Source organism: Gemella morbillorum, assembly GCF_900476045.1.
Taxonomy (GTDB): Bacteria; Bacillota; Bacilli; order Staphylococcales; family Gemellaceae; genus Gemella; species Gemella morbillorum.
This window is the reverse complement of the sequence record NZ_LS483440.1, coordinates 1639080-1663454: the sequence shown is the minus strand read 5'-3', so window position 1 is coordinate 1663454 and position 24375 is coordinate 1639080. Positions and strand designations below refer to the sequence as shown.

The 24375-nt window shown below is 30.4% G+C and carries 22 protein-coding genes; 18 read left to right on the top strand and 4 right to left on the bottom strand.

The genetic code is table 11. The features are described 5' to 3' along the window. Nucleotides 1-203 precede the first annotated feature (203 nt). The 5 genes from DQN46_RS07970 to DQN46_RS08585 all read left to right on the top strand — a co-directional run bounded on the left by DQN46_RS07970 (nt 204) and on the right by DQN46_RS08585 (nt 3403). A complete protein-coding gene (locus DQN46_RS07970; RefSeq protein WP_111743637.1) occupies nt 204-488 on the top strand; it encodes a hypothetical protein in 285 nt (94 codons plus the stop codon). 182 nt (nt 489-670) lie between these two features. Next, entirely contained in the window at nt 671-1357 is a 687-nt protein-coding gene (locus DQN46_RS07965; protein ID WP_111743636.1) for a hypothetical protein, read from the top strand. Beyond that, a complete protein-coding gene (locus DQN46_RS07960) occupies nt 1347-2018 on the top strand; it encodes a hypothetical protein (protein WP_111743635.1) in 672 nt (223 codons plus the stop codon). Before DQN46_RS07965 ends, DQN46_RS07960 begins: the two co-directional genes overlap by 11 nt. A 293-nt stretch (nt 2019-2311) precedes the next feature. Continuing rightward, nucleotides 2312-2833, top strand: a complete 522-nt coding sequence (locus DQN46_RS07955; RefSeq protein WP_224207413.1) for a hypothetical protein — start codon at nt 2312-2314, stop codon at nt 2831-2833. A gap of 396 nt (nt 2834-3229) precedes the next feature. Then, complete coding sequence (locus DQN46_RS08585; RefSeq protein ID WP_170120643.1) at nt 3230-3403, top strand: hypothetical protein; 174 nt, start codon at nt 3230-3232, stop codon at nt 3401-3403. 119 nt (nt 3404-3522) lie between these two features. Here DQN46_RS08585 and DQN46_RS07950 read toward each other — a convergent pair whose 3' ends face one another. Further along, the gene (locus tag DQN46_RS07950; protein WP_111743634.1) at nt 3523-3951 is read right to left on the bottom strand and encodes a DUF1307 domain-containing protein; all 429 of its coding nucleotides are present in this window, start codon (nt 3949-3951) and stop codon (nt 3523-3525) included. Nucleotides 3952-4353: 402 nt separating this feature from the next. Here DQN46_RS07950 and DQN46_RS07945 point away from each other — a divergent pair, with 402 nt between their 5' ends. Together DQN46_RS07945 and DQN46_RS07940 are read left to right on the top strand one after the other, a co-directional pair. Beyond that, the gene (locus DQN46_RS07945; protein ID WP_170120642.1) at nt 4354-4674 is read left to right on the top strand and encodes a hypothetical protein; all 321 of its coding nucleotides are present in this window, start codon (nt 4354-4356) and stop codon (nt 4672-4674) included. A 504-nt stretch (nt 4675-5178) separates the two neighbouring features. Next, a complete protein-coding gene (locus tag DQN46_RS07940) occupies nt 5179-10263 on the top strand; it encodes a S8 family serine peptidase (protein ID WP_111743632.1) in 5085 nt (1694 codons plus the stop codon). 64 nt (nt 10264-10327) lie between these two features. Here the strand turns inward: DQN46_RS07940 and DQN46_RS07935 are convergent, their stop codons facing one another. After that, nucleotides 10328-10756, bottom strand: coding sequence for a DUF1307 domain-containing protein (locus DQN46_RS07935; RefSeq protein ID WP_004633653.1), 429 nt, complete (start codon nt 10754-10756; stop codon nt 10328-10330). Nucleotides 10757-10807: 51 nt separating this feature from the next. After that, nucleotides 10808-11140: a winged helix-turn-helix transcriptional regulator gene (locus DQN46_RS07930; protein ID WP_111743631.1), complete on the bottom strand. Its 333-nt coding sequence runs from the start codon at nt 11138-11140 to the stop codon at nt 10808-10810. A gap of 211 nt (nt 11141-11351) precedes the next feature. On the opposite strand from DQN46_RS07930, the gene DQN46_RS07925 reads away from it, so the two are divergent. From DQN46_RS07925 to DQN46_RS07905, 5 genes are all read left to right on the top strand, one after another. Continuing rightward, entirely contained in the window at nt 11352-12176 is an 825-nt protein-coding gene (locus DQN46_RS07925) for a Sir2 family NAD-dependent protein deacetylase (RefSeq protein ID WP_111743630.1), read from the top strand. A 37-nt stretch (nt 12177-12213) separates the two neighbouring features. Next, nucleotides 12214-12981, top strand: coding sequence for a protein-ADP-ribose hydrolase (locus tag DQN46_RS07920; RefSeq protein ID WP_111743629.1), 768 nt, complete (start codon nt 12214-12216; stop codon nt 12979-12981). Nucleotides 12982-13099: 118 nt separating this feature from the next. Next, nucleotides 13100-13528 carry a MarR family transcriptional regulator gene (locus DQN46_RS07915; protein ID WP_111743628.1) on the top strand — a complete coding sequence of 143 codons (429 nt, stop codon included), beginning with the start codon at nt 13100-13102 and terminating at the stop codon, nt 13526-13528. A gap of 16 nt (nt 13529-13544) precedes the next feature. Further along, nucleotides 13545-13985, top strand: a complete 441-nt coding sequence (locus DQN46_RS07910; RefSeq protein WP_111743627.1) for a hypothetical protein — start codon at nt 13545-13547, stop codon at nt 13983-13985. 152 nt (nt 13986-14137) lie between these two features. After that, on the top strand, nt 14138-14590 hold the full coding sequence (locus tag DQN46_RS07905) for a GNAT family N-acetyltransferase (protein ID WP_004633650.1): 453 nt from the start codon (nt 14138-14140) through the stop codon (nt 14588-14590). A 67-nt stretch (nt 14591-14657) separates the two neighbouring features. Here the strand turns inward: DQN46_RS07905 and glpK are convergent, their stop codons facing one another. Then, complete coding sequence (gene glpK, locus DQN46_RS07900) at nt 14658-16157, bottom strand: glycerol kinase GlpK (protein WP_111743626.1); 1500 nt, start codon at nt 16155-16157, stop codon at nt 14658-14660. A 209-nt stretch (nt 16158-16366) separates the two neighbouring features. On the opposite strand from glpK, the gene DQN46_RS07895 reads away from it, so the two are divergent. The 6 genes from DQN46_RS07895 (at nt 16367) to pyk (ending at nt 24161) form a co-directional block, all read left to right on the top strand. Next, complete coding sequence (locus DQN46_RS07895) at nt 16367-16777, top strand: hypothetical protein (RefSeq protein WP_004633647.1); 411 nt, start codon at nt 16367-16369, stop codon at nt 16775-16777. Nucleotides 16778-16779: 2 nt separating this feature from the next. Then, a complete protein-coding gene (yaaA, locus tag DQN46_RS07890; protein ID WP_111743625.1) occupies nt 16780-17508 on the top strand; it encodes a peroxide stress protein YaaA in 729 nt (242 codons plus the stop codon). Between the two features lie 54 nt (nt 17509-17562). Continuing rightward, entirely contained in the window at nt 17563-18147 is a 585-nt protein-coding gene (locus DQN46_RS07885) for a flavin reductase family protein (protein WP_111743624.1), read from the top strand. Nucleotides 18148-18227: 80 nt separating this feature from the next. Next, nucleotides 18228-21506, top strand: a complete 3279-nt coding sequence (locus DQN46_RS07880; protein WP_111743623.1) for a DNA polymerase III subunit alpha — start codon at nt 18228-18230, stop codon at nt 21504-21506. A 123-nt stretch (nt 21507-21629) separates the two neighbouring features. Beyond that, nucleotides 21630-22592, top strand: a complete 963-nt coding sequence (gene pfkA / locus DQN46_RS07875; RefSeq protein WP_004633642.1) for a 6-phosphofructokinase — start codon at nt 21630-21632, stop codon at nt 22590-22592. Nucleotides 22593-22715: 123 nt separating this feature from the next. Beyond that, the gene (gene pyk, locus DQN46_RS07870; RefSeq protein WP_111743622.1) at nt 22716-24161 is read left to right on the top strand and encodes a pyruvate kinase; all 1446 of its coding nucleotides are present in this window, start codon (nt 22716-22718) and stop codon (nt 24159-24161) included. Nucleotides 24162-24375: the final 214 nt, after the last annotated feature.

Below are 24375 nucleotides of genomic sequence, written 5' to 3'. Positions count from 1 at the left end.
AAGTTACTCTTGAGCGGGGATTAGTTAATATTATTCAATAAAAAATTTATTATTAAATTTAAAATTGATATTTAAACTAAGAAAAATAGTTTCTCAGAGAAAGTAGTAGAAGATAAGATAGGTGAGGAAAATGAAGAATAAAGAGTTATGGAGAAGTGCAACATAGTCAAGAAAATGGACACAGTTTTACAACAAGAGTTTAAGTGAAGGTAGATTTAAACGACTATATAACAGAAGAGCAGGTAGAGTACGTATATAAATTTATATATCATTGGAATTTTGAAGATAATGGTTATATAAGAAATGATAGTGATATACAAAAATTAACAGCTGTAGAAAAGATTGCGATATTAAATGCGAGAAAGAAAAATATAGTAAAAGAATTTAATGAGAAAGAAAAAGAGTGGTTTATATTGGGGAGAAAAGAAAAGCGAAAAATAAAAAAGAAGTGTATAATTAATAACATGTATCTTTTAATTATATCATAAAAAGATAATAAATTTTAGAAAATATCTTTTTCATGTTTTCTTAGAATTTTCATGTTGACAAAGATTAGAAAAAATGTTATTTCTTAATTGTAAGTGCACTTAAAATAATAAAGTTCAAGGATAATTATTAATAATTTATTAATAATAGTATATTTTTTATAATTATATAAGGAGATAAAACGATGAAAAAAAATTTGAAAAGCATAGGAATATTTTTGATGTTAAGTACAATATTTTCTTTTTCTTTAGGAGATTTCTATTTGAATAAAAATATAGTTAAGGCTGAAGGAGAAAAGAAAGTTGTTAATGTGGATAGAATTTATAAAGAGTTAAATGGTTATATTGATAAGAAAACAACAGAAAATTTAATTTATAAAGTTACAAATAATATAACTACAGAAGCTGATTTAGAGAAAACAGAACCATTATATACTATACATAGCAAGGAATATAATGTTAATGTTGTGAAAAAAATTTATAAAGATGGTTCTTTTATTAAAACAGGAATGAAAGATGGTTCTTTAGAAAATTTAGATTATAATTTATCTATGACGCCTACAAATTTGAGTGGCATTCATTGTGGTAATGGCTATTGTTATGCTACTAATGGTCATGCTTATAAATATGTAAATGGTTCAGAATTAGGATTTTATGCTAGTTTTGAGTATGGTAATGGAATTTATGGAAGATATGGTCATATTAATAGTGTTTGGTCTGGTTATATAAAAAGAGGTTATGGTTTGTCTGGACCATATAAATATGGGCCAAGCCAAGGAGTTTATTATGCTAGTGTAAGTGGTTTTTCTAATAATGGTGGACATTATATAGTAACGTTAGTTGTAGGGCCAGGTGGAGCATATGTATATTAGTAAAGTAAAAAAAATAGTTGTTTTAAGCTTATTTAGTATGATTTTTATTGTAGGAGGTATCGTAGGTTGTAGTAACAAAAAAGAAAGTAAATCTAGTGATAATAGTACATCAGAATTTTTTAATAATACGTTTTTTGATAAAGAACTTGATACTAATAAATTAAATGAGGCAGAAATTACTGATGTTTTAAAAATAAAAGAAAAAATTAGATTATACAAAATGGCAACTTATTATACCCCCGATAATATAGAATCTAATAATAAAAATGAGTATATACCTTTATTTTATGAAAATACTAAGGTAGATTTTCATAAAGAAAAAAATTCTTTATTTAGGAAAATTTTAAGAAGTAATATTGCTAATTTAGTAAAAATAGACATTAATATTATATCTATTTCAGAAAAATATGATAATATTGATAACATATTATTTGCTTATACTACAAACTATGTTAATCCTAAATTAGAAGTTGTTTATTTTAATGTAGATTTAATGAAAAATGATAATAACAAATTCGAATTATATGGTGAAATTAAATTAAAAAATGTTAATTTAGATGATAAGGAATTAAATTTTTTAAAGGAATATTCAAAACTTTATCCTAATGCTGTGAAATTTGAAGATGATAATAGTATTGTTGTAAATTATAATAAATCTTAGTTAGATATGTTAAGCAGGGATCGAACAGAAAATTTGAGTATGTCGTTAAGACGCACGCAAAATTTTTCTGGAAGATTTCCTGCTTAAATTTTGCTAAGGAAAAATTTTAATTCTTAAATCATAAATATTATAATAAATATTTTACAAAAAAGGAGAGACGAAAATTTTATTTTTCTTATCTTGATAATATGTATATCAACAATGTATATCAACACGAATATTTTTGATTTAGAAAAATCGTTGATATGAAAGTATTTATTTGAAATTTGACAACATAATTTAATCCTGATACAATGAGTTTATTAAACATTTTTCTCGATTACTTTTCAATCTTAAGTGTAATTTTTGCATTAGAGTTTACGTTTATTCCGATTCAATTTACGATAATTTCAGCAATAACAATAGGAATTCCATCGTTTTTCCTAACGTTTGAATCGAATAAAGATAAAGTCAGCAATCACTTTATGCGTGATATATTAACAAATGCTGTAATAGGAGGAGGAGTGCTGGTATTAAGCGTTCTGTTGACGAATTTTGTAATCCATAACCCAGCACAGGTAAAATTTATTTGTTTCTTACTGGCTCTTATAAATGGATTGCTTATGGTAACGAAAGTTAGTTTACCGTTCAATAAATATAAAGCAGTCCTATTAGTAGCCTTAACATTTGCAGCAGTGGTGGGGATATTTGCCAATATATTTATTTTGAAAAATCATTTTAATCCCCTAACTATAGGACAGATAACCTATGTTGCTTTAGTTGCGATAGTTATCGCAACAATTCATTATATGACAAGAAGAAAAAGATTAGTATAGAGCTAATATAAATAGGTTAGTTATAGGAGAAATATATAAAAAATTCCCCGTTTAAGAGGTAAAGTTACTCTTGAGCGGGGATTAGTTAATATTATTCAATAAAAAATTTATTATTAAATTTAAAATTAATGTTTAAACTAATGTAGATTTTGAGTAAAGGGGCTATCTTATCTAGTCCCAACTCTTATATTATATCATAGTTACATGTATTTTTTTAGAAAATGTCAGTTTCATCATTACATGCTATTTTCATATTGATTATATATAATTTATATGTTACATTCTAGGTGAGAGAGGATATTTATTTTTTGTAGGGAAGAGTAGCTGAGGATATTTCAGTTTGTTAGTAGGGATTAACTTATTATTTTTATTTAAATAGATAGTGGAGGGACAATTATGATAAAAAAATTAGCATACGCAACATTGATTACCTTATTTTTAATAACCTCTTATTTATACTTTTTTACAGATAATAAAAATATGACTATAATATTTGTGGTTATAACAGGTTTCCTTGGCAGTATAATATCTTATGTTTATGAATATAAGAAAAAGCCAAAGGGAAAATAGATTAACCTATTTAAAATTTAAGAGTTTATAATATATATTAATAGGGCAGACGGAAAAAATCCAAGAATAGTTTTAAAAACTTAGTTCTTGGATTTTATTATATTTTTATGTATATTCTTTTATTTTTTTTCTGTTCCACCAGCATCCTTTATTCTTTTTTCTATATTAGACAATTTACGCTCTTCCTCTAATGAATCTTTTAGCCCCAATATATCCTTTGCTTTATCAAAATCGATTTGTGTATAGTCAATTTCCCATTTCACAATAAGTTTTTCTTCTTTTTCTTCAAAGTTAACTATTACACCTTTAATATTAGAATATTGACTAGAGATTGCATCTTTATTCATTTTTCTAATATTTTCATCTTCGTTTTTTATTATGTGAGTAAGGGACAACTTATTTACAATATCCTTTTTATAATAAATAATAATTTGATTTTCTTCTCCATTTACTTTGTTGATATAGGTTTTAGTTTTTTCTCCTGAACAAGCGGTAAGTAGAAAGATAGATGCAACAAATGTTATAGTTAGTTTTAATAATTTCTTCATGTAGGATACTCCTTGTTTACTTAATACTTTAATATTTTATAGATTTTAATTTTACAAGAAATATAATAGTAAGTCAAGTTGTAGTAGCTTTAAAATAACAAACCTATTTGAAAGTGGGTGCTTGTTTAGCAGAAGATAGGGTGTTATGATAAAGATATAGTAGAAGTTAAAAAATACTGATAAGGTTGACTCTGAAATGGATAAAAAATGATTATATATCTTCGCGTGAATGGTACATTTGTAGAAATGCAATAATGACATAAAAAAAGAAGGTGGTTGGAATAGATAAATTAGATTATTTAAATAAGAACATTAAATGCTAATTAAGTAATTCCTCAAAACAAAAAACAAAAAACAAAAAGAATTCAAGGAAGCGTGGGAGAACTTTATAGAGAATATGATTTGTTTAAAGAAACAATAGAAAAAGAAAGTAAAGTAGAATATGTAAAAGGCGAAGGTTTAGTTTTAGAAAAACCAGAGTTAGAAGATAGTTTATTGTTTAAAAAATACTTCTTATTCCAAAAGTTAAAACTAAATAAAGATATATTGAAGAGATTGGAAGTAAAAGAAAAAAGTTTCAGTTTTGAAACGGGTAAGTACAATATAAAGTATTTACTTACAAACGAGGAGATAGATAATTATTTAGGAATAAACAAACAAAAGGTGAGTTTTGATATTATAGGGCAATATAGTGAAAAAATAGACGATATTTCCATTCATTAATTATAAAAGAAGAGGATACAAAGGAAGATAGTTTCTCAGAGAAAGTAGTGGAAGATAAGATAGGTGAGGAAAATGAAGAATAAAGAGTTATAGAGAAGTAATTCTTGTCTTCTTTAATAAAAATTAACTAATTTAACGTTCAGAGATAAAGAGTATTAGAGTAAGATTCTTGTTTGATTTATCGTAATTTCATTATACAGGAGCTATTTTTTATAATTTTGTCGCATATTAATTATAATACAATGCCAGAAGACCTATTTTTATAATTGAAAATCTATTGAAGCTCTAGGAGCTAGGATGGAAGAAATGGGAACTATGGCATCGCATATCACAGAAATAGTAGAGCAGTATTTTGGAGATAAATCATAATATAAATAAAAAAAGTAAAGAATATTCCCTTTACTTTTTTTTATTTATAAAATTTATTTCTGAATATTGCATTGATTTTTCTGATTTTTTACGTTAAAATATAGAAATGTAATAAAAAACAGGAGGAATTATAACATGAGATTTCCAAAGAAGACAGTAGCTAGCATAATGAGTTTATCTTTGCTACTAGGGAATGCAAATTTATTAACTAACAATGTTAACCTAAAAATAGTTCATGCAAAAACTGACTCAAATAAGCCGGTATTATCTAATGTTTCAAAGTCAGAAGAGCATAAATTTAAAAATGATGAAAAGGTGAAAATCATTGTCAAATTAAAAGGTGATATTAACCCTGATAAGCTGAAAACAAAAGAGGGAGTAAAAGAAGTAGGGGAATCTACAAAAGAACCTAGAAAAAAGGCGTTAAAAGAAATTAAAAATAAAGGTATTGATTATAAAAAGCTATTTGAGTATGATACCTTGATGAATGGCTTTGCATTAGAGACTACATTTTCAAATGCAAAAAAGATTCAAGAATTAGATTTTGTAGATACCGTTGAGATAAGTGTTAGCTATAACAAACCAGCAGATGAAGTAAATAAAGAGGAAAAGAAAGATGTTGAGGGTAATAATTTTTCAAAAGCTCTAGATAGTTATAATCTTATTAATATACAACCTCTTTGGGATAAAGGGTATCGAGGACAAGGAAGGGTAATTGCAGTGCTTGATTCGGGTCTTGATCCAAATCATCCAGTATTGAGACTTTCAGACAACTCTAGGTCTAAGTATAAAACTAAAGATGAAATAGAAAAAATAAAAAAAGAAGCAGGAATAGATTATGGGAAATGGTATAGTGAGAAATTACCATTTGCTTTTAACTATAATGATTGGAATAACGACATTAAACAAAGTGCTTATAAATCACATGGTATGCATGTTGCAGGAACGGCAGTAGGAAATCCAAAAGATAAATTTACAAATGGTGATTATGTAACAGGCGTTGCCCCAGAAGCACAGTTGATATTTATGCGTGTATTCTCAGAAACTAAAAACGCTGGAACAGAATCGTATATTTATACTAAAGCTATAGAGGATGCTATAAAACTAGGTGCAGACACAATAAACTTAAGTCTAGGGTCTCCAGCTGGTTCAGTAGTTGAAGTAGGTGATGGATTAGTTAAAGCTTTGGAAGTAGCGCAAAAAGCTGGTGTTAACGTTGTTGCGGCAGCAGGGAACAATGCATTTTTTGCTAGTGGGCAAACAAATCCTAGTGCATCTAATCCAGATTATGGAACTGTAGGAAGACCATCAGTTTCTGAAGATGCAATTTCAGTAGCTAATATTAGCAATAGTGTTTTAAATAGAGAGGTTGCAACTATTGAGCAACTAAAAGATAATAAGGATTTTAATAATGGTAAGATGCCAATTTTTAGTTATACAAAACAATTTGAGAAAAAAGCTTATGATTATGTATATGTAGGAGTAGGTAAAGCTGAAAATTATGCTAATAAAGATTTAATAGGCAAAATTGCTCTAATTCAACGTGGTGAGAATAGTTTTGAAGATAAGGTGAAAATAGCGAAACAACAAGGTGCAGCGGGGGCAGTAATTTACTTTAATGAAGGAGATACTATTTATAATTTGACGCTAAACGGTCAAGATAAAGACTTTCCTGTAGTCACAACTTATTATAAATTTGGTAATGAACTTTCTGGACATGAAGGTGAATACAAAATCAGTTTTAATGGTTTATGGGAAAAACAAGAAAATCCTAGAAAAGGTGAATTTGATGAATCTACAAGTTGGGGTATGAGTGTTGATGGATATTTAAAACCAGATATTACAGCTCCAGGAGGAGATATCTTATCTTCTTATAATGATGGTAGATATGGATTAGATAGTGGAACAAGTATGGCCTCACCACATGTCGCAGGTGCAGTGACTTTAGTTAAACAAGTTTTAAAAGAAAGATTTTCTAATTTAAGTGCTGATGAGATTCAAAGATTAGCTAAGAATTTAATAATGAGCACAGCGAATCCTATGGTCTATTCAGATTCGTACACTACATCTTACAAATCACCTCGTCTACAAGGTGCAGGTTTACTTGACGCTAACAAAGCTGCTTATGGAGATCTTTATGTTACAGGTGAAAACAATTATGGTAGTGTATCATTGGGAAATGTTGCTGATAAGTTTAGTTTTAAATTAGTATTACATAACTTGTCTGAAAAAGAGCAGACTTTACAGTATGCAGCTCATTTGACAACAGATAACTATTATGGGGAAGATGCAGGAGAAGACTGGAATGGAAAACTTACAATGACTCCTAAAAAGTTAACTACAACTGATTGGGCAACAGTGGCAGTTCCTGCAAAAGGCAAAAAAGAAGTAGAAATTACAGTAGATGCAACAAGTTTTAAAGAAGAATTAGAAAAAGTATTTACTAATGGATATTATTTAGAAGGGTTTGTAACTTTTTATGATGAAGAGAGTGCTTTAAAGGCAAATATACCTTTTGTAGGATTTAAAGGGCAGTTCCAAAATCTTCCTGTATTAGAAAAACCAATTTATTCTATGAAAAATGGAGAAAAACCAACTTATGAATATGGTTATTCTTCAAGCCCTAACAATTGGGATTCTCTAACAGAAATGAATTTTACAGGAGTGTTAACTACATATAAAGAGGATAAAAAAGATAAGAGAACATTAGCTGGAGCATATATTAATCCTAATACTGGTGAGAGATTTTTCACTGATAAGATATATTTCTCTCCAAATGGGGATGAAAACTATGATGAAATAGGTATGAGAGGAGTATTCTTACGTAATTTTGAGAATCTGAAACTATCGGTTTATGCAAAAGATGATGTAGCGCGTAAAAATCCTCTTTATGAAAATGGTAATGGTTCAGGTAATAAGAATTTCTTCAATAATACAAGTAGAAAATATACATCATTAACTATGACAAACTGGAAAGGTGTAGATAATAACGGTAATCCATTGCCAGATGGTGAGTATCAATATGTAGTTTCTTATAGTGCTGCTGTAAGTGGTGCGGATATGCAAGAAACAATATTTAATGTAGTGATAGATAGAAAAGCACCAAAAATTACAGGAGCTAATGGTGGATATTATGATGAAGCAACACGTAAATTTACACCATATCCAATAATTGAAGATGGAAGTGGAGTATTCTATAAAAAATTAAGTTATGGTAAAAATACTATTTCACCAAATAAAGATGGGAGTTATACAATACCAGAAGGTGTGGAATTAAAAGACCTTACATTTGAAGTGAAAGACTTTGCTGATAATAAAGATAGCATTAATTTATCGAATGTTGAAGGAAATGGGAAAGGAAGTTTAGAAGTTGAAGTTAAAAAAGGTGATGGGACAGGTAACAACTCACGCAGATTACGTTACAAAATTACTAATGAAAAAGGAGAAGTAGTTGGCGAGGACTTTACTAGAAATAAACGTACATACCAAGCACTACCATTTGGAAAATATAGTGTGGAAGTAGTAATGGTTGATGGGGAGTATAAACTTTTATCACCATCAAAAATTGATTTTGAAATAACTAAAGATAAACCAACAAAAGAGGTTGAATTTAGGGTGGATGAGATTAGTAGAAATGCTACGGAGGTTAGTTTTGATAAAAAAACACCTTCAGGAACAAAAGTTTATGCAATAGCTGAAGATGGAACAAAAGTAGAGCTTCGAGCGAGTTTATATGGGAAAAATGCTTTCCAGAAAAAGTTAGAAAATGGAAAATATGTCATCCAAATAGTAACACCAGAAGGATATACTCCATCAGAGAACAACTTCGAATTAGTAGTAAAAGATGGTCATAATAAGAAACAACTAGTCCTTAATGTTGCAGAAAAAGTAGCGCATTTAGAAACTACAGAAGAGTCTAAAACAAACGGTGCAGTAGACTTTAATGAAAATAAATTATATGGCAATTATAAATTTATTGTTGTAGAACCAAGTGATATTGAAAAAAACAATATTCAAAAAGAGCTAAAAGAAGGTAAAATTGATTTAAGTAAATATAATATTGAATATTTTGGTATCTATATAGCTGATGGTGTAGGGAAAGAAGTAAAAATTATAGGAGACAGAACTGTAACTTTAACTCTAGATAAAGCACCAGAAAGATTCTTCCATGAAAAAGATGGGAAATTAACAGCTGTAAGTAACGTTAATTATATAGACGGTAAGCTAACGTTCACTACTGATAGTTTTAGTAACTTTGTAGCATTAACACCAAAAAATGCTCCTACAGAGAAAAAAGTAGAAGTGAATAAAGTTGAACTTCAAAAAGTAATAGAGGCGGATAAGGCATTAGATGAAACTAAAGAGTATAAAAATGCAACTATTCAAGCTAAAGAGACATATAATAAAGCATTAGAAGCAGCTAAGAAAGTTCTTGAAAAAGAAGATGCAACTCAAGAAGAAGTAAATAAAGTAGTGCTTAGCTTAAATGAAGCCAAAGTTGCACTAGGTAATTCAAAACAACAAGTAAAAATAGAAGCGGATAAGTCTAAGTTAATAGAGCAATTAAAACAAGTTGAAAAACTTCAAATAGAGGATAAATTCAAATATTCAGAAAAAGATAAAAAAGATAGCTTGTTAAATGCTGCAAAAGAAGCAACAACAGTTTTAGATAACAAAGAAGCGACTACAGAAGAAGTAGAGAAGGCGTTAGAAAAATTAAAACAAGCTGCAAATGCTCTTGATGGACAAAAAACAACTATCTCAAAAATAGATGGAGATAAAAAACCTCAAGCAAATAAGAAACAACTAAATGAGCAACTAAGTAATCTTGCAGATGTAAAAGAGAAGGAAAGCTTTAAAAAAGCAAGTGAAGAAGATAAGCAGATGTATTTAGCAGCAGTCGCAAAAGCCCAAGAATTATTAGCTTCTACAATAGCTACCCAAGAGGAAGTAGATAAAGCATTAGAGAACTTAAAAGAGGCAGAGAAAAAAGTATCTAAGAAATCAGTGAAAGAACTAATAGGCGGTTTTGTGGGTGGAAAACAAAGCTATAAAAAGGAAAATAAGTTTAATGTAGATGAGGATTTTGGAAAAATTAAAAGATCAAATTTACTACTAGCAAAAACTGGATTAAATAGTAATGTTACAATTTTCTCTGGTATAGGAGTTCTAGGCTTAACAATATTAACGGTATATTTAAAACGACGTAAACAAAAATAAGAATAATAAAAAACCTTGGATATATCCAAGGCTTTTTATTATTAAAAATATACTTTTCTAAAAATTATTTTTTCTCTTCTGCGCCTAAATCTTTAGCTCTTTTTTCTGATGTTGATAATTTTCTCTCTTCTTCTAATGTGTCTTTCATTCCTAATTTGCGTTTTGCTTTGTCAAAATCAATTTTCGTATAATCGACTACCAGCTTCATAGTAAGTTGGTTATTTTTTTCTTCAAAGTTAACACTTACGCCATTAATATCAGAAGATTCTTCAGTGATTTTTGATTTTGCAATATTTCTAGACTTTTCATCTGGACTTTTTAGTGTATTAGTAATGACTAGTTTGTTCACAACATCATCTTTATAATAGATAGTAATTTCACTCTCTTCTCTATCCGTTTTGTGGATATAAGTTTTAGTTTTTTCTCCTGAACAAGCGGTAAGTAGAAAGATAGATGCAACAAATGTTATAGTTAGTTTTAATAATTTCTTCATACAAGGTTCTCCTTTTGATTTAATATCTATGTTTTCTTATAAAATATAAGATTATATTCTAGTTTTGTAATACTCTCCCCATTTTTGCATACTCTCAATTACAGGTTTTAGAGTAATTCCAAGATCTGTCAGAGAATATTCAACACGAGGAGGTACCTCTGGATAAACTTTTCTATGAATTATTCCTTTTTCTTCTAATGTTCGAAGATTTGCTGTTAAAACTTTTTGACTAACACCGCTAAGTGATTTTTTCAACTCTCCAAAGCGCTTAGTTCCGTCTAATAAATCACGTAATATTAGAATTGTCCATTTATTGCTAAGTAGAAGTAAAGTTGTTTCAACAGGGCAAGCGGGTAATTCTGTTGGTAATTTCTTATTTGTCATAGAAGTCTCCTTAATTGTTGATAAGTTAATACTTTCTTGGCTTTAATTTTACAAGAAATATAATAGTTAAGTCAAGAGGGTAGTTACTTTAAAGTAACTATCTGACTTTAAAGTGCGTACTTGTTTAGTAGATAGCGGGGTGTTATGATAAGGACATAAAGTTAAAAGAATGGGATGATAAAAAGTTATAAGTAAAGGACGGAATGCGAAGATGAATAGAATACTGGAAGCTAAAAAATTACTTCAAGAGGCTGATGTGGTGATTATTGGAGCAGGAGCAGGACTTTCTGCAGCAGCAGGTTTGACATATAATGGAGAGCGTTTTGAAACGAATTTTAACGAATATATAGCTAAATATGGATTGACTGATATGTATTCATCAGGGTTTTATCCATTTGAAACATCGGAAGAAAAATGGGCATATTGGAGTAAGCATGTATATTTAAATCGTTATGAAGATAATGGTTTGGAATTATATAAAGATTTATATGATATAGTAAAAAATAAAGATTACTTTGTTATTACCACTAACGTGGATAGTCAATTTGAGAAAACTGGTTTTGATAGAAATAAAATCTTTGAGGTTCAAGGTAATTACGGAGAATTTCAATGTAGTATTCCTTGTCATAACAAGGTTTACAAAAATAAAGAACAAATATTGGAGATGATAAAAGAACAAAGAGATTTAAAAATACCAACAAAATTAATTCCGAAATGTACAGTTTGTGGTGAAGAAATGGCTATGCATCTTCGCTCAGATGGTACATTTGTGGAAACTAAAGAATGGTATGAGCAAAGTGAGGCATACTATGACTTTTTGAACAAAAATCAAAATAAAAAAATCGTTTTGCTAGAGCTTGGTGTAGGCTTTAATACACCTACAATAATTAGATTTCCATTTGAAAAATTAAATAAAATTTTGCCTAAGACTTCATTAATCCGTGTTAATAAAGAAAATTTTGAAGTAGAAGGGGTTTTAACTATAACAAATCCAATGGAGGAAGTCTTTTCCGAATGGAAGAAGCAATTAACATAGGTAGGTAACTAAAATATTAAGGAAGAAGGTGGCTCGAATGGAAAAATTAGATTATCTAATAAAAACATTAAATTCTAATATAAGAGTTCCCCAAGATAAAAAAGAAAAAGAGGATTTACTTAGAACGCTAATGAACATTTGGGAAGTTGAGGAATTACCTGATGAATTTTACAGACTTCAAGATGAATATTTACAAGAAAAGTTAGCGCAAGAGAAGTTAACAAGTCTAGAAGAATTAACAGAAATAGAGAGAAATATTTACCTTTGGCAAGGTGATATAACAACGCTCAAAGTTGATGCAATAGTTAATGCAGCGAATAAAGCTTTACTTGGATGTTTTATTCCACATCATCGTTGTATAGATAACGCGATTCACTCTAAGGCAGGGTTGCAACTAAGACAAGAGTGTTTTGATATTATGCAAAATCAAGGGGAATATGAAAAAACAGGTCAAGCAAAACTAACAAGCGGTTATAATTTGCCAGCGAAGTACGTAGTGCATACGGTGGGACCGATAATTTATGATAAGGTAGAAGAACGTGATAAAGAATTGCTCGCATCATGTTATAGAAATTGTCTAGAACTTGCAGTAAAAAATGGTATAAAATCTATTACATTTTGTTGTATAAGTACTGGAGAATTTCGTTTTCCTAATGAGCTTGCAGCAGAAACAGCAGTGGCAACTGTAAGAACATTTTTTAAGAATAATCCAGAATGTAAAATCAAGGTAGTATTTAATGTTTTTAAAGATAGTGATTTTGATATTTATAGAAAGGTTTTAGTTAAGGAAGTTAGTAGCAAATAGGTAAATATAGAAAATGAATACTAAAAAGATTTACAAATTGTGAGTCTTTTTTCTTTGACAAAAAAGAAATTTAAATATAAAATAGTTCTAAATAGAACGATTAAGAGAGAGAAGAAAAATGAATTTTTGGGATCAACATAAAACAATCACTTGTTATTATGCAATGCTTACTAGAAATATTTGTGATAAGTTTGGTTTGACGCAGATGGAATATGCTATATTGATGTTTTTACATAATAATCCGCAGTACAATACGGCGGCCGATATAGTGAGGGGACGTAAAGCTACAAAGTCTCATGTATCAGCTGCGCTAAAGTTACTTGAAGATAATGGATTAGTTATGAAAAAACAAAGTGCGGATAATAAAAAACGAATAGAGATAGTTTTACTAGAGTCTGCACAAGAGATTATTCAAGAAGGTCTTAGTGTGCAAAAAGAATTTATCAAAAATATTTTCCAAGACTTAACAGATGAAGAAATGAGTATGTGGAAAGGTATTTTTACCAAAATATGTGGTAATGCTGAAAAATGTTTACAGGATAGATAAGAATGGAGATGAAACCATGTTTAGTGTAAAAAAGAGAACTCTTTTATTAATAGCAGGAATAGTATGGTTTATAGCGGGATTTAATGTAGCGAGATTAGGGTTTTTATCATATTTTATGATAAAATCTCAGTGGTATTTCTATATATTTTCTATAATAGTTTTTGTTTTATTTGCAAAAATATTTTTCAAAATGAGTATGAATCACACAAAAAGGATAGTTTCGTATGAAGACTATAGACCATTTTGGCATTTCTTTGATTTGAAGGCGTATATTATTATGACTTGTATGATGAGTATGGGAATAAGCTTTAGAATAATCGGAATTTTTCCAGATAACTTTGTAGCGTACTTTTATTCTGGACTTGGTTGTGCGTTAGCATTAGCTGGGGTGTTGTTCTTTAGAAATTATCTTTGTTATGCCGAAATAGTAGAAAAAGCAACTAAAACATTGAAATAAAATATATTTTAAGTCACATTTCTTGGTAAGATAATAATAGGAGTTTATAATAAACTCAAGTGAAATTAGAAGAATAGCTTTTATGTACTAAAATTTATCGTATATAAAGTCTATGACTAGAGAAAAGAAGAGAAATTGTGAGGATAAAATGAATGAGTGAAAATAAAATAAATATTAATCTTGTAATTGATGATGTTTACGAGTTTGAGAAATTATTAGTTGCTTTTGGAGAAATATTTGAAGAAGATATAGACTACCCTAGTAAAGAGTATCTTACTAAATTGTTAAGAAGTGAACAATTATTAGTGATTACAGCGAAAGTAGGAAATGAAGTAGTTGGAGGTCTGACAGCTTATGTTCTAGTGAACTATCAAGTGGAAGGAGCGAGTATTTATATCTATGATTTAGGTGTAAAGGAAAGCTTTAGAAATAATGGGATAGGGAAAAGTTTAATAAAGTTTTTAATAGACTATTCTAAACAAAATAATATTCAAGATATTTTTGTTGATACAGAACAAATTGATAATGAAGAGGCCATAGCTTTTTACAATAAAACAGGATTTAATACTGAAACAAAAGTATTACAATATACTTATAAAATTTAATTTTAAAAATTATAGTATAAATATAAGTTTAAAAAAGACTTGCAAATTTTTTGCAAGTCTTTTAATATTATTCATCTTTTGCGAAGAATTCTGTTGCACGAACAGCGCGCTTCCAACCTTTGTATAATTTTTCACGTTCATTTTTATCCATTGACGGAACAAATAACTTTCCAGCAGAGTTAAGATTTTTTATTTCTTCAAGGTTTTTCCAATAACCTGTTGCAAGTCCTGCGAAAAATGCAGCCCCAAGAGCTGTTGTTTCTAGATTCTCTGCGCGTGCAATTTTCACTCCTAATATGTCAGATTGGAATTGTAGAAGATAGTTGTTGTGTGCGGCACCTCCATCTACTTTTAGTAGCGGGATTTCAACGTTAGCGTCTATTTTCATTGTATCGATAATATCACGTACCTGATAAGCGATGGATTGCAGTGTTGCTTTTACTAAATCTTCTTTTGTTGTGGCACGAGTTAATCCGAAAATTGTACCGCGAGCTTCTGGATTCCAATATGGTGCTCCCAAGCCTGTAAATGCTGGGACAAGATAAACCTCATTGTTATTAGAAGAATTATAGGCTAATTCTTCAGTTTCTGATGATTTTTTTATAAGACGTAAACCATCTCGTAACCATTGGATAGCACTTCCTGCGATAAAGATTGAACCTTCTAATGCGTAGTAGACTTTTCCATTAATACCATAACCAATCGTTGTCAGTAGATTATTTTTTGAAAGTTGCATACTTTCACCAATATTCATAATTATAAATGAACCAGTACCGTATGTATTTTTAATCATACCTTTATCAAAGGCAAGTTGACCGAATAATGCTGCTTGTTGATCACCTGCTAGACCGCTGATTTTAACTTCACCACCATAAAAATGATAGTCGGTAGTAATCCCGTAAATTTCAGAATTAGATTTTACCTCAGGTAGCATAATTTCAGGAATGTTTAATAAGTCTAAAATTTCTTTATCCCAAGTCAAGTCTTGGATATTGAATAACATAGTACGAGCTGCATTAGTGTAGTCTGTAACATGAGTTTTTCCACCTGTAAGCTTCCAAACTAACCAGGTATCTATTGTCCCAAATAATAATTCTCCTTTTTCTGCGCGTTCCTGAGCTCCTCCTACATGTTCTAAAATCCAACGGACTTTTGTCGCAGAGAAGTACGCATCAACAACAAGTCCAGTTTTTTTATGTATTAAATCTTTATAACCATCTTTAACTAATTTTTCAGCAATAGGAGCACTTTGACGTGATTGCCAAACTATTGCATTGTAGATAGGCTCGCCAGTTTGTTTATCCCAAACAACAGTTGTTTCACGTTGGTTTGTAATACCAATACTATCAATTTGTGTAGGTTTAATCCCGCTTTCGATAAATACTTCAGCGATAACGGATTGAACGGAGTTCCAAATAGCATTTGCATCATGTTCTACCCAACCTGATTGTGGGAAAATCTGCGGGAATTCCTTTTGACTACTTGCAACTATTTCTGCTTGTTTATTAAATATTATCGCCCTTGAGCTTGTTGTACCTTGATCTATTGCCATTATATATTTTTTCATATCATACCTCGAAAATCTTTTTCATTCTAATTATATCATTTTTATAGAAAAAATCTCCAGTTTCTCAATAATAAATTCTACCCTAATCGTTTTTTAGCAAATAACTAGCGATTTTTCTTATTTTCTTATAAAATAGATAGTAATATTATAGAGGGCTTTTAAGGGCTGATATAAAGTTTGATTGAATCGAGAAAACACAAGGAGAAAAAATGAATTCTTTACACACATCATTAGCTAAGTTATTAGCGAAATTAGAAAGCAAGGAAGTTTTAACAAAAAGTAGTGCAAATATAGAAAAGTTTAAAGTAGAAGAATTGGCAAGGTATATTCGTGATCTTTTCGTAGAGGAATATCCGGAAATAGAAATAAGAAGACTATTAGAAAAAGTACATTATGCCAATACCTATGAGGATAAAGTGTTAAAAGAAATTGCGTTTTTAGTTGATGAAATTAGCGAATATATGTTTAAATTAGAGGTAGCTAATCGTGATTTTGTAGTAGGATATTTTAACACACTTATTATTGATCCAAAGATTGAACCAACAGAATATAATTTTGTTTTGATGGAAGTTGATAGTCTAATTGAAAATAGTTTTGTTGAAGTGCCTGAAGAGGAATAGAGATGAAGATTTTAATACCAACAGCGAAAGAATTAAATAAAAAAGCACAAGAAGTACCTGAAGAGCTTTTAGGTGAGAAAACAAAAAATATTATTGATGAATTTGCTGATAAAAAGCCAGAAGAACTTGCTAAAATATACAAAATAAAAGAAGAAAAAGCGCAGGAAGAGTATGTGCGTTGGCAAAATTTAGCAAACCACAGCGCAAAATCTTATAGAGTATTAGAGCTTTTTAATGGTTTAATGTATCGAAATATTAGCCGTGATAACTTTACTAAGGAAGATGCAGAGTATATAAAGAAAAATGTGTACATCACAACTGCTCTTTACGGGGTTATAAACGCCTATGAGGCAATTCATGAACATCGTCTTGATTTTCTACAAAATGTAAAAATTAAAGATAGTTCGTTGAAAAATTTTTGGCGCGAAGATTATGATAGAAGTGTAGAAAATGATGAAGTTATTATATCGTTATTATCAAGTGAATTTGAGGAAGTTTTTTCAAAAACTATACGCGAAAAATTCATTAAGATTAGTTTTATGGAAGAAAAAAATGGAGATTTAAAAATACATTCGACTATCTCTAAAAAGGCACGTGGTAAATTTTTAAGTGAGATAATAAAGCGAAAGATTACTAATATAAGAGAAGTAGAAACTATAAAATTTGATGATTTTGAGTACAAGCCTGAGCTTTCAACTGAGAATAATTTGGCGTTTGTAGCTAAAAGATAAAAGCGCAGATAAGGAGAAATTTGAATAGAAAGATAAGAATAGGTGAAAAACTTAATGAAACAAGAAATAGATACAAAGAAGCTTTACTATGGTTTTCCAGTTATTTTAATTGGTTATAAGGATCCTAAATGGCGTTATAATGTAACGACATCAAGTTCATCATATTCATTAGGAAATATGATAACTGTAGGGATTAGAACTAATAGTAATGCGGAGAAGAATATAAAAGAATATAAAGAATTTACGGTTAATATACCTTGTCAGGAAATTTTGAATAAGGTGGAGATTGCAGGCTTCCACCCAGGACAAAATAAAATAGGAATGGCAGATATAACGTATGATCCTGGAAAATATGTTGATGCACCAATATTAGATGAATGTATTTTATCTATTGAGTGTAAGGTTGAGCACATCGTTGAGTATGGAGGATATACTAACTTTATCGCTAGTATTAAACGTCGTGTAGTTGACGAAAGTGTTATCGATGAAGAAGGTAAACTAAAAGGAGTAGAGTTTAATCCTATTTACTTCGTTGGTGACGAACATCAAAGAGTATATCGATATTTCAATGAGGAGAGCAAGAAATTAGGAGATAATATAGGTTGTTCATCCGAAGATGATGGGCTGACATGCGGTTAATCATAAGTAATCTATAAATTTAGTTAAGGTTTTATTTATGATGCTAGAGCATAATAATTTTAGAAGAAAGGAGGATTTTTATGGTTTATTATAATTTGCAAGTTCATAGTGCGTATGATTTACTCAATAGTACGATAAAGTACAAAGAATTGTTTGAGAAGCTAAAGAGTGACAATCAAGATTCAGTAGTAATAGTCGATCCCAATATGTACGGAGCGATAAAAGCTTATAAAGAAGCTAAAAAGACTGGAATAAATTTAATTTCGGGATTAGAAGTTAAGTTGGGATATGGTATTAGTTTTTTAACTTTTAATATTTTATGTAAAAATGAAAGAATGTTCCATAAATTATTTGAGTTATCAACTCGCTTTTTGAACGAGGAAGAGTTATCGTTAGAAGCTTTTTTAGCGGAGATAAAAGATTTTAAGGATGATTTTGTTCTTATTGTTACTAGTGAATTAAGAGACAGTATAGAATTTAGTTATCTTCAAGAACAGTTAATCGGATATGATTTTTATTTTGGTTTTAATGAAAAATTTAATTACAGTATTTATACATATTATGATAATATCGTTTATACAAAACCAAGTTATTATTTAAATAAAGACCACTATCAACAAGTAGTTGTAGCGCGGGCTATAAGAGATAATACTAAGTTGAATATAAGAGAATTAACGACAACTATTGGAGATCATTTTGTACGTAGCGTACAAGATTTTTCTTTACTTTTAGAGTCAGATAATGAAGAGTATATTTTTATGTTTCAAAAATCTCTAGATAATCAGCAAAGAATAATAGATAAATGTCGTTATGAATTGGAATTTTCGGGTTATCATCTTCCTAAATATATTTACGGAGAGCATGAAGATGTTTTTGCGAAAATGTCTGCTAAGGACTATCTTCGATACTTAGTTCAAAAAGGAGCTAAGGAAAAACTTGTTGGGAAAGATTATTATGCATATAAAAAGCGTTATGAGTATGAGCTTAAGATTATTGATGATATGGGCTTTAACGACTACTTCTTGATTGTTTATGATTTTGTTAAATATGCAAAAGATAATGGGATTTTAGTTGGAGCAGGACGTGGTAGCGCAGCAGGAAGTTTGGTATGTTATTTACTAAATATTACTGAAGCTGATCCACTTGAATATAACTTGCTTTTCGAACGTTTCTTAAACAAAGAGCGTATTTCGATGCCGGATATCGATATTGACTTTCAGGATACACGTCGTGATGAAGTGATAAAATATGTGGAAGGAAAATACGGAGAAGATAAAGTTGCACAAATTATTACCTTTACAACATTTCAATCAAAGAGTGCTGCTAGAGAAACGGCAAGGATACTCCAGTTTAATGAAGAGGATTTGAAATTTATCAGCAGTAATGTAAGTTCTACAAGAACATTAACCGAATGCTATGAAGTATCAGAAAATCTTAGAAATTTTGTTAATAAAAGTGATTTGAATCGACGTTGGTTCTCTATTGCATTAAGTCTTGAAGAATTGCCGAAAAATCCTTCGGTTCACGCAGCGGGTATAGTAATAAGTGATGATAAACCTTTGATTAAACATACGCCATTGGCTGCTTCAAATGTAACAAAATATTTAACACAGTGGACTATGGATGATGTTGAAAGTGTTGGACTTTTGAAGATAGACTTTTTAGGGATTCGTTATTTAACGATGGTTTCAAATATAGTCGAGCAAATTAAAAAAGATAATCCTAGTTTTGATATAACGAAGATTAATTACGCTGATCAAAAAGTATATAATTTGTTTACACAAGGAAGAACGGAAGGTATTTTCCAGTTTGAATCAAGCGGAATGAAGGAAAAACTTCGTTTGCTTCGTCCGACAGAATTCAATGATATAGTTGCGATGAATGCTCTTTATCGCCCAGGACCTATGGCACAGATAGAGACTTACGTTCGTAGAAAACATGGTGAAGAAAAAGTTGTTTACCCGCATCCACATCTGGAAAAAATATTAAGGGATACTTATGGGGTTATCGTTTATCAAGAGCAAATTATGCTTATTGCGGTGAACTTTGCTCATATGTCACTGAATGAAGCTGATAATATGCGTAGAGCGGTGAGTAAAAAGAAAAAAGAAGATTTGGAATATTACGGACGAATTTTCATTGAGAAAAGTGTAGCTGCGGGATATGACCTTAATATCGCGAAAAAACTTTTTGACTTGATAGTAACATTTGCTAATTACGGATTTAACAAGAGTCACGCAGTTGTTTATAGTATGCTTGCTTATCGTTTGGCATACTTAAAAGTTTATTATACAAAGTATTTCATGACAGCTCTTCTAAATAACGTAATTAGTAGTGAGAAGAAAATTAATGAATATAAACAAGAATTGAATAATCTAGGGATTACCTTGGCTAAGCCAGACGTCAACGTTAGTTTAAGTGATTTTAGTGTTTATAAGCAGGATATTGTTTTTGCATTAACGGCGATAAAAAATGTTGGTTATCGCAGTAGTTATGAGATTGTTCAAGATAGACTTAATTTCGGGAAATATCAAGATATAGATGATTTCTTAAAACGTATGAATAAAAAAGTTGACTACCAAGCAGCGCAGTCATTAGTTAAGGCTGGAGCATTGGATACTTTTGGTTACAATCGTGCAACACTTATGAAAAAAGTTAAAGATTACTATGAAGATGACCGTAAGTATATAAATAATGTAAGAGTAGCCTTATCAGCAGAATCAGGCTTAACTTTGAAGGTTGAGGAGATAGAAGATTACCCGATTGCTGAAAAAATTCAAATGGAAAAAGAGGTCACAGGTACATATTTCTTGAAGCATCCAGTTCAAGTAGAAAAAGAAAAATATGCTTATTTACCTCTTCGATATATTGGGCGAGATGTAAGTGATAGCTACGTTGAGGTTATCACCAAAAAAGAGATAAAAACCAAGAAAGGTGAGTATATGGCCTTTCTAACTGTTAATGATGGCAAGAATGACTATGATGTTACGGTGTTTCCAAGTGTCTATAAATATGCGAGTGGTTTTATTAAGGTTGGAGAGTTTTCTGTTATGACTCTGAAAAAGCAAATTCGCAACAATCGAGAACAATATATTTTAGAGAAGATAGCGAGCTTAAAAAATTATAATGATTATTGCTTAAATAATATAAAAATAATTTACATTATAGAAAGTAAAGATGTTTTGGAATTATTACAAGAATATAAGGTAGAAGATTCTGGTGTAGAAGTGGTATTATTCCAAAATAATAATACAGATAAAGCGCGTAAATTCCACATAGAAAATGAACAATTATTTGTTCATAAATTTTTGAATAAATTCCCTGGAAAACGCATTAAAATAGAATATTCAAAGAAATAAGAAAAAAAGAAAACAAAAAACGCACAATACAATTTTTTCACTAGAAAAAAAGTATAAAATATGATATTGTTGATAAGTAAATTTAAAAATATTAATAATTAAATTGAAAGAAGGTAAAACTAAATGAAAAAAATCGCAGTTTTGACAAGTGGTGGAGATGCACCGGGAATGAACGCAGCGGTACGTGCGGTTGTAAGAACAGCAATCTATAATGGTTTAGAAGTTTACGGAGTATATCAAGGATACAAAGGTCTAGTAGAAAATAATATTAAAAAATTAGAAGTTGGGGATGTGGGTAACATCATTAACCGTGGTGGAACAATGCTTTATTCAGCACGTCTACCAGAGTTTGCTAATCCAGAAGTAAGAAAGATTGCTATTAAAAACTTAGAAGCATTAGGTATCGATGGTCTAGTGGTAATCGGTGGTGATGGGTCATACCGTGGGGCAATGGCCTTAAGTAATGAGATGAACATCAAGACAGTGGGTGTTCCGGGAACAATTGACAACGATATTTGTTGTACGGATTACACAATAGGATTTGATACAGCGCTTAACACAATTGTAGATGCAATAGACAAAGTTCGTGATACTGCATCAAGTCATGAGCGTGCGTTTATTATCGAGGTAATGGGGCGTAATGCAGGAGACTTAGCGTTATATGCTGGTATTGCAGGAGGAAGTGAGAGTCTACTTATTCCTGAGAAAAAAGAAGATCTTGAAGAAGTAGTTTCTCGTATTAAAGCAGGAGAAAGTCGTGGGAAAAGACACTCAATTATTGTCCTTGCTGAAGGAGTAATGGGTGGTCAAGAGTTAGCAGATAAACTTCAAGAACTTACTGGAGAAAAAGTTCGTGCGACTATTTTAGGGCACATTCAACGTGGTGGAACACCATCAGCACAAGATAGAGTACTAGCATCACGTTTTGGGAACTATGCAGTTCAACTTTTATTAGCGGGCGAGTCTGGACGTGCTGTAGGTATTCAAAATAATAAACTTGTGAGTACTAAGTTCCAAGACGTATTTAGTGATGTTCATAATGTTGATTTATCAATGTATGATGTATCAAAACAACTTTCAATCTAAGCATTTCTTTTGAAAACATTTTCTTTGCATGAAAACGTTGATATTTCAAGGAAAAGTTTGAAAATAAAATGAAAATACGTTAAAATAATAGGGTAAAGATAAAACTAAGAGGTAAATTAAACTATGATACAGAAAAAAACTAAAATAATTTGTACAATTGGACCTAAATCAGAATCAAAGGAAAGACTTACGGAAATGGTTGAGTTAGGAATGAACGTTTGTCGTCTTAACTTCTCGCATGGAGACTATTCTGAGCATGGTGCACGTATCCAAACGATTAAAGAAGTAAGAGAAGAGACTGGAACAAATTTAGCAATCTTATTAGATACTAAAGGGCCAGAAATCAGAACACACAACATGGAGAATGATGCGATTATCTTAGAAACAGGTAACGATGTTATCGTATCTATGACAGAAGTATTAGGAACTCCTGAAAAATTCTCTATTACTTACGGAGAATTAGTACATGATGTAAAAGCTGGAGATACTATTTTATTAGATGATGGTCTAATAGGATTAACAGTTAATTCTGTTGATACAGAAGCAGGATTAATCTACACTACTGTTCAAAATGGTGGAGTGCTTAAAAATAAAAAAGGAGTTAATGTTCCAGGTGTTTCTACTAAATTACCAGGTATTACTCCAAAAGATGAAGAAGATATTCGTTTTGGATGTAAACAAGACATCGACTTTGTTGCTGCATCATTCGTTCGTACTAAAGAAAATGTATTAGAAGTTCGCCGTATTCTTAAAGAAGAAGGATGCGAACATGTTCAAATCGTTCCTAAAATCGAATGTCAAGAAGCTATCGACAATATCGATGAAATTATTGAAGTATCAGATGGTATTATGATTGCTCGTGGGGACCTTGGGGTAGAAGTTCCAGCAGAAGAAGTACCTATTATGCAAAAATCTATTATTGCTAAATGTAATACAGCAGGTAAATTTGTAATTACGGCTACTCAAATGTTAGACTCTATGCAAAAAAATCCACGTCCAACACGTGCTGAAGTATCAGACGTAGCGAACGCAATTTATGATGGAACTGATGCAATCATGTTATCAGGAGAATCTGCAGCTGGAGCTTATCCAATAGAATCAGTTCGCACAATGGCTACAATAGCTAAACATACTGAAGAAATGCAAGATTACTCTCGTATTCTTAAAGATCGTTCTAGAAAAATTGTATCAAAAGATATTACAAATGCGATTGGAGTATCAGTTGGATACACTGCATTAAACTTAGATTTACACACTATCGTAACTTATACTGAGTCAGGACAAACAGCAAGATTAATTTCTAAATACCGTCCTAATGCTGCTATTTTAGCAGTAACTCCAAGTAAAAAGGTTGCTCGTGGGTTAAGTCTAGTTTGGGGTGTAGATGCAAAAGTTTCATCTCAAGTAACTTCAACTGACGAAATGTTAGACACGGCAAAAGAAATTGCTGAAACTTCAGGGTATGCTAAAAAAGGTGATGCTATCGTAATTACTGGTGGTATCCCAGTAAATACTTCAAGAAGTAATGTAGGTTCTACTAACTTCTTAAAAGTTTCTGTAGTAGACTAATAAAAAAGGCTAGAAAGTCAACTGACTTTCTAGCCTTTTAAAATTAAGAAAAAGTAGCCTTAAAGGCTACTTTTTCGTTATGTGGCACAAAATAAAATTTAGGGGAAATTATTATTTTGCACTAGACTAAAACTTGAATGCTTTAGTATTAAATTAAAAGTTTTATTTTGATATTTAGCGTCCAAAAAGAAATATATAACTATAACTAATATAG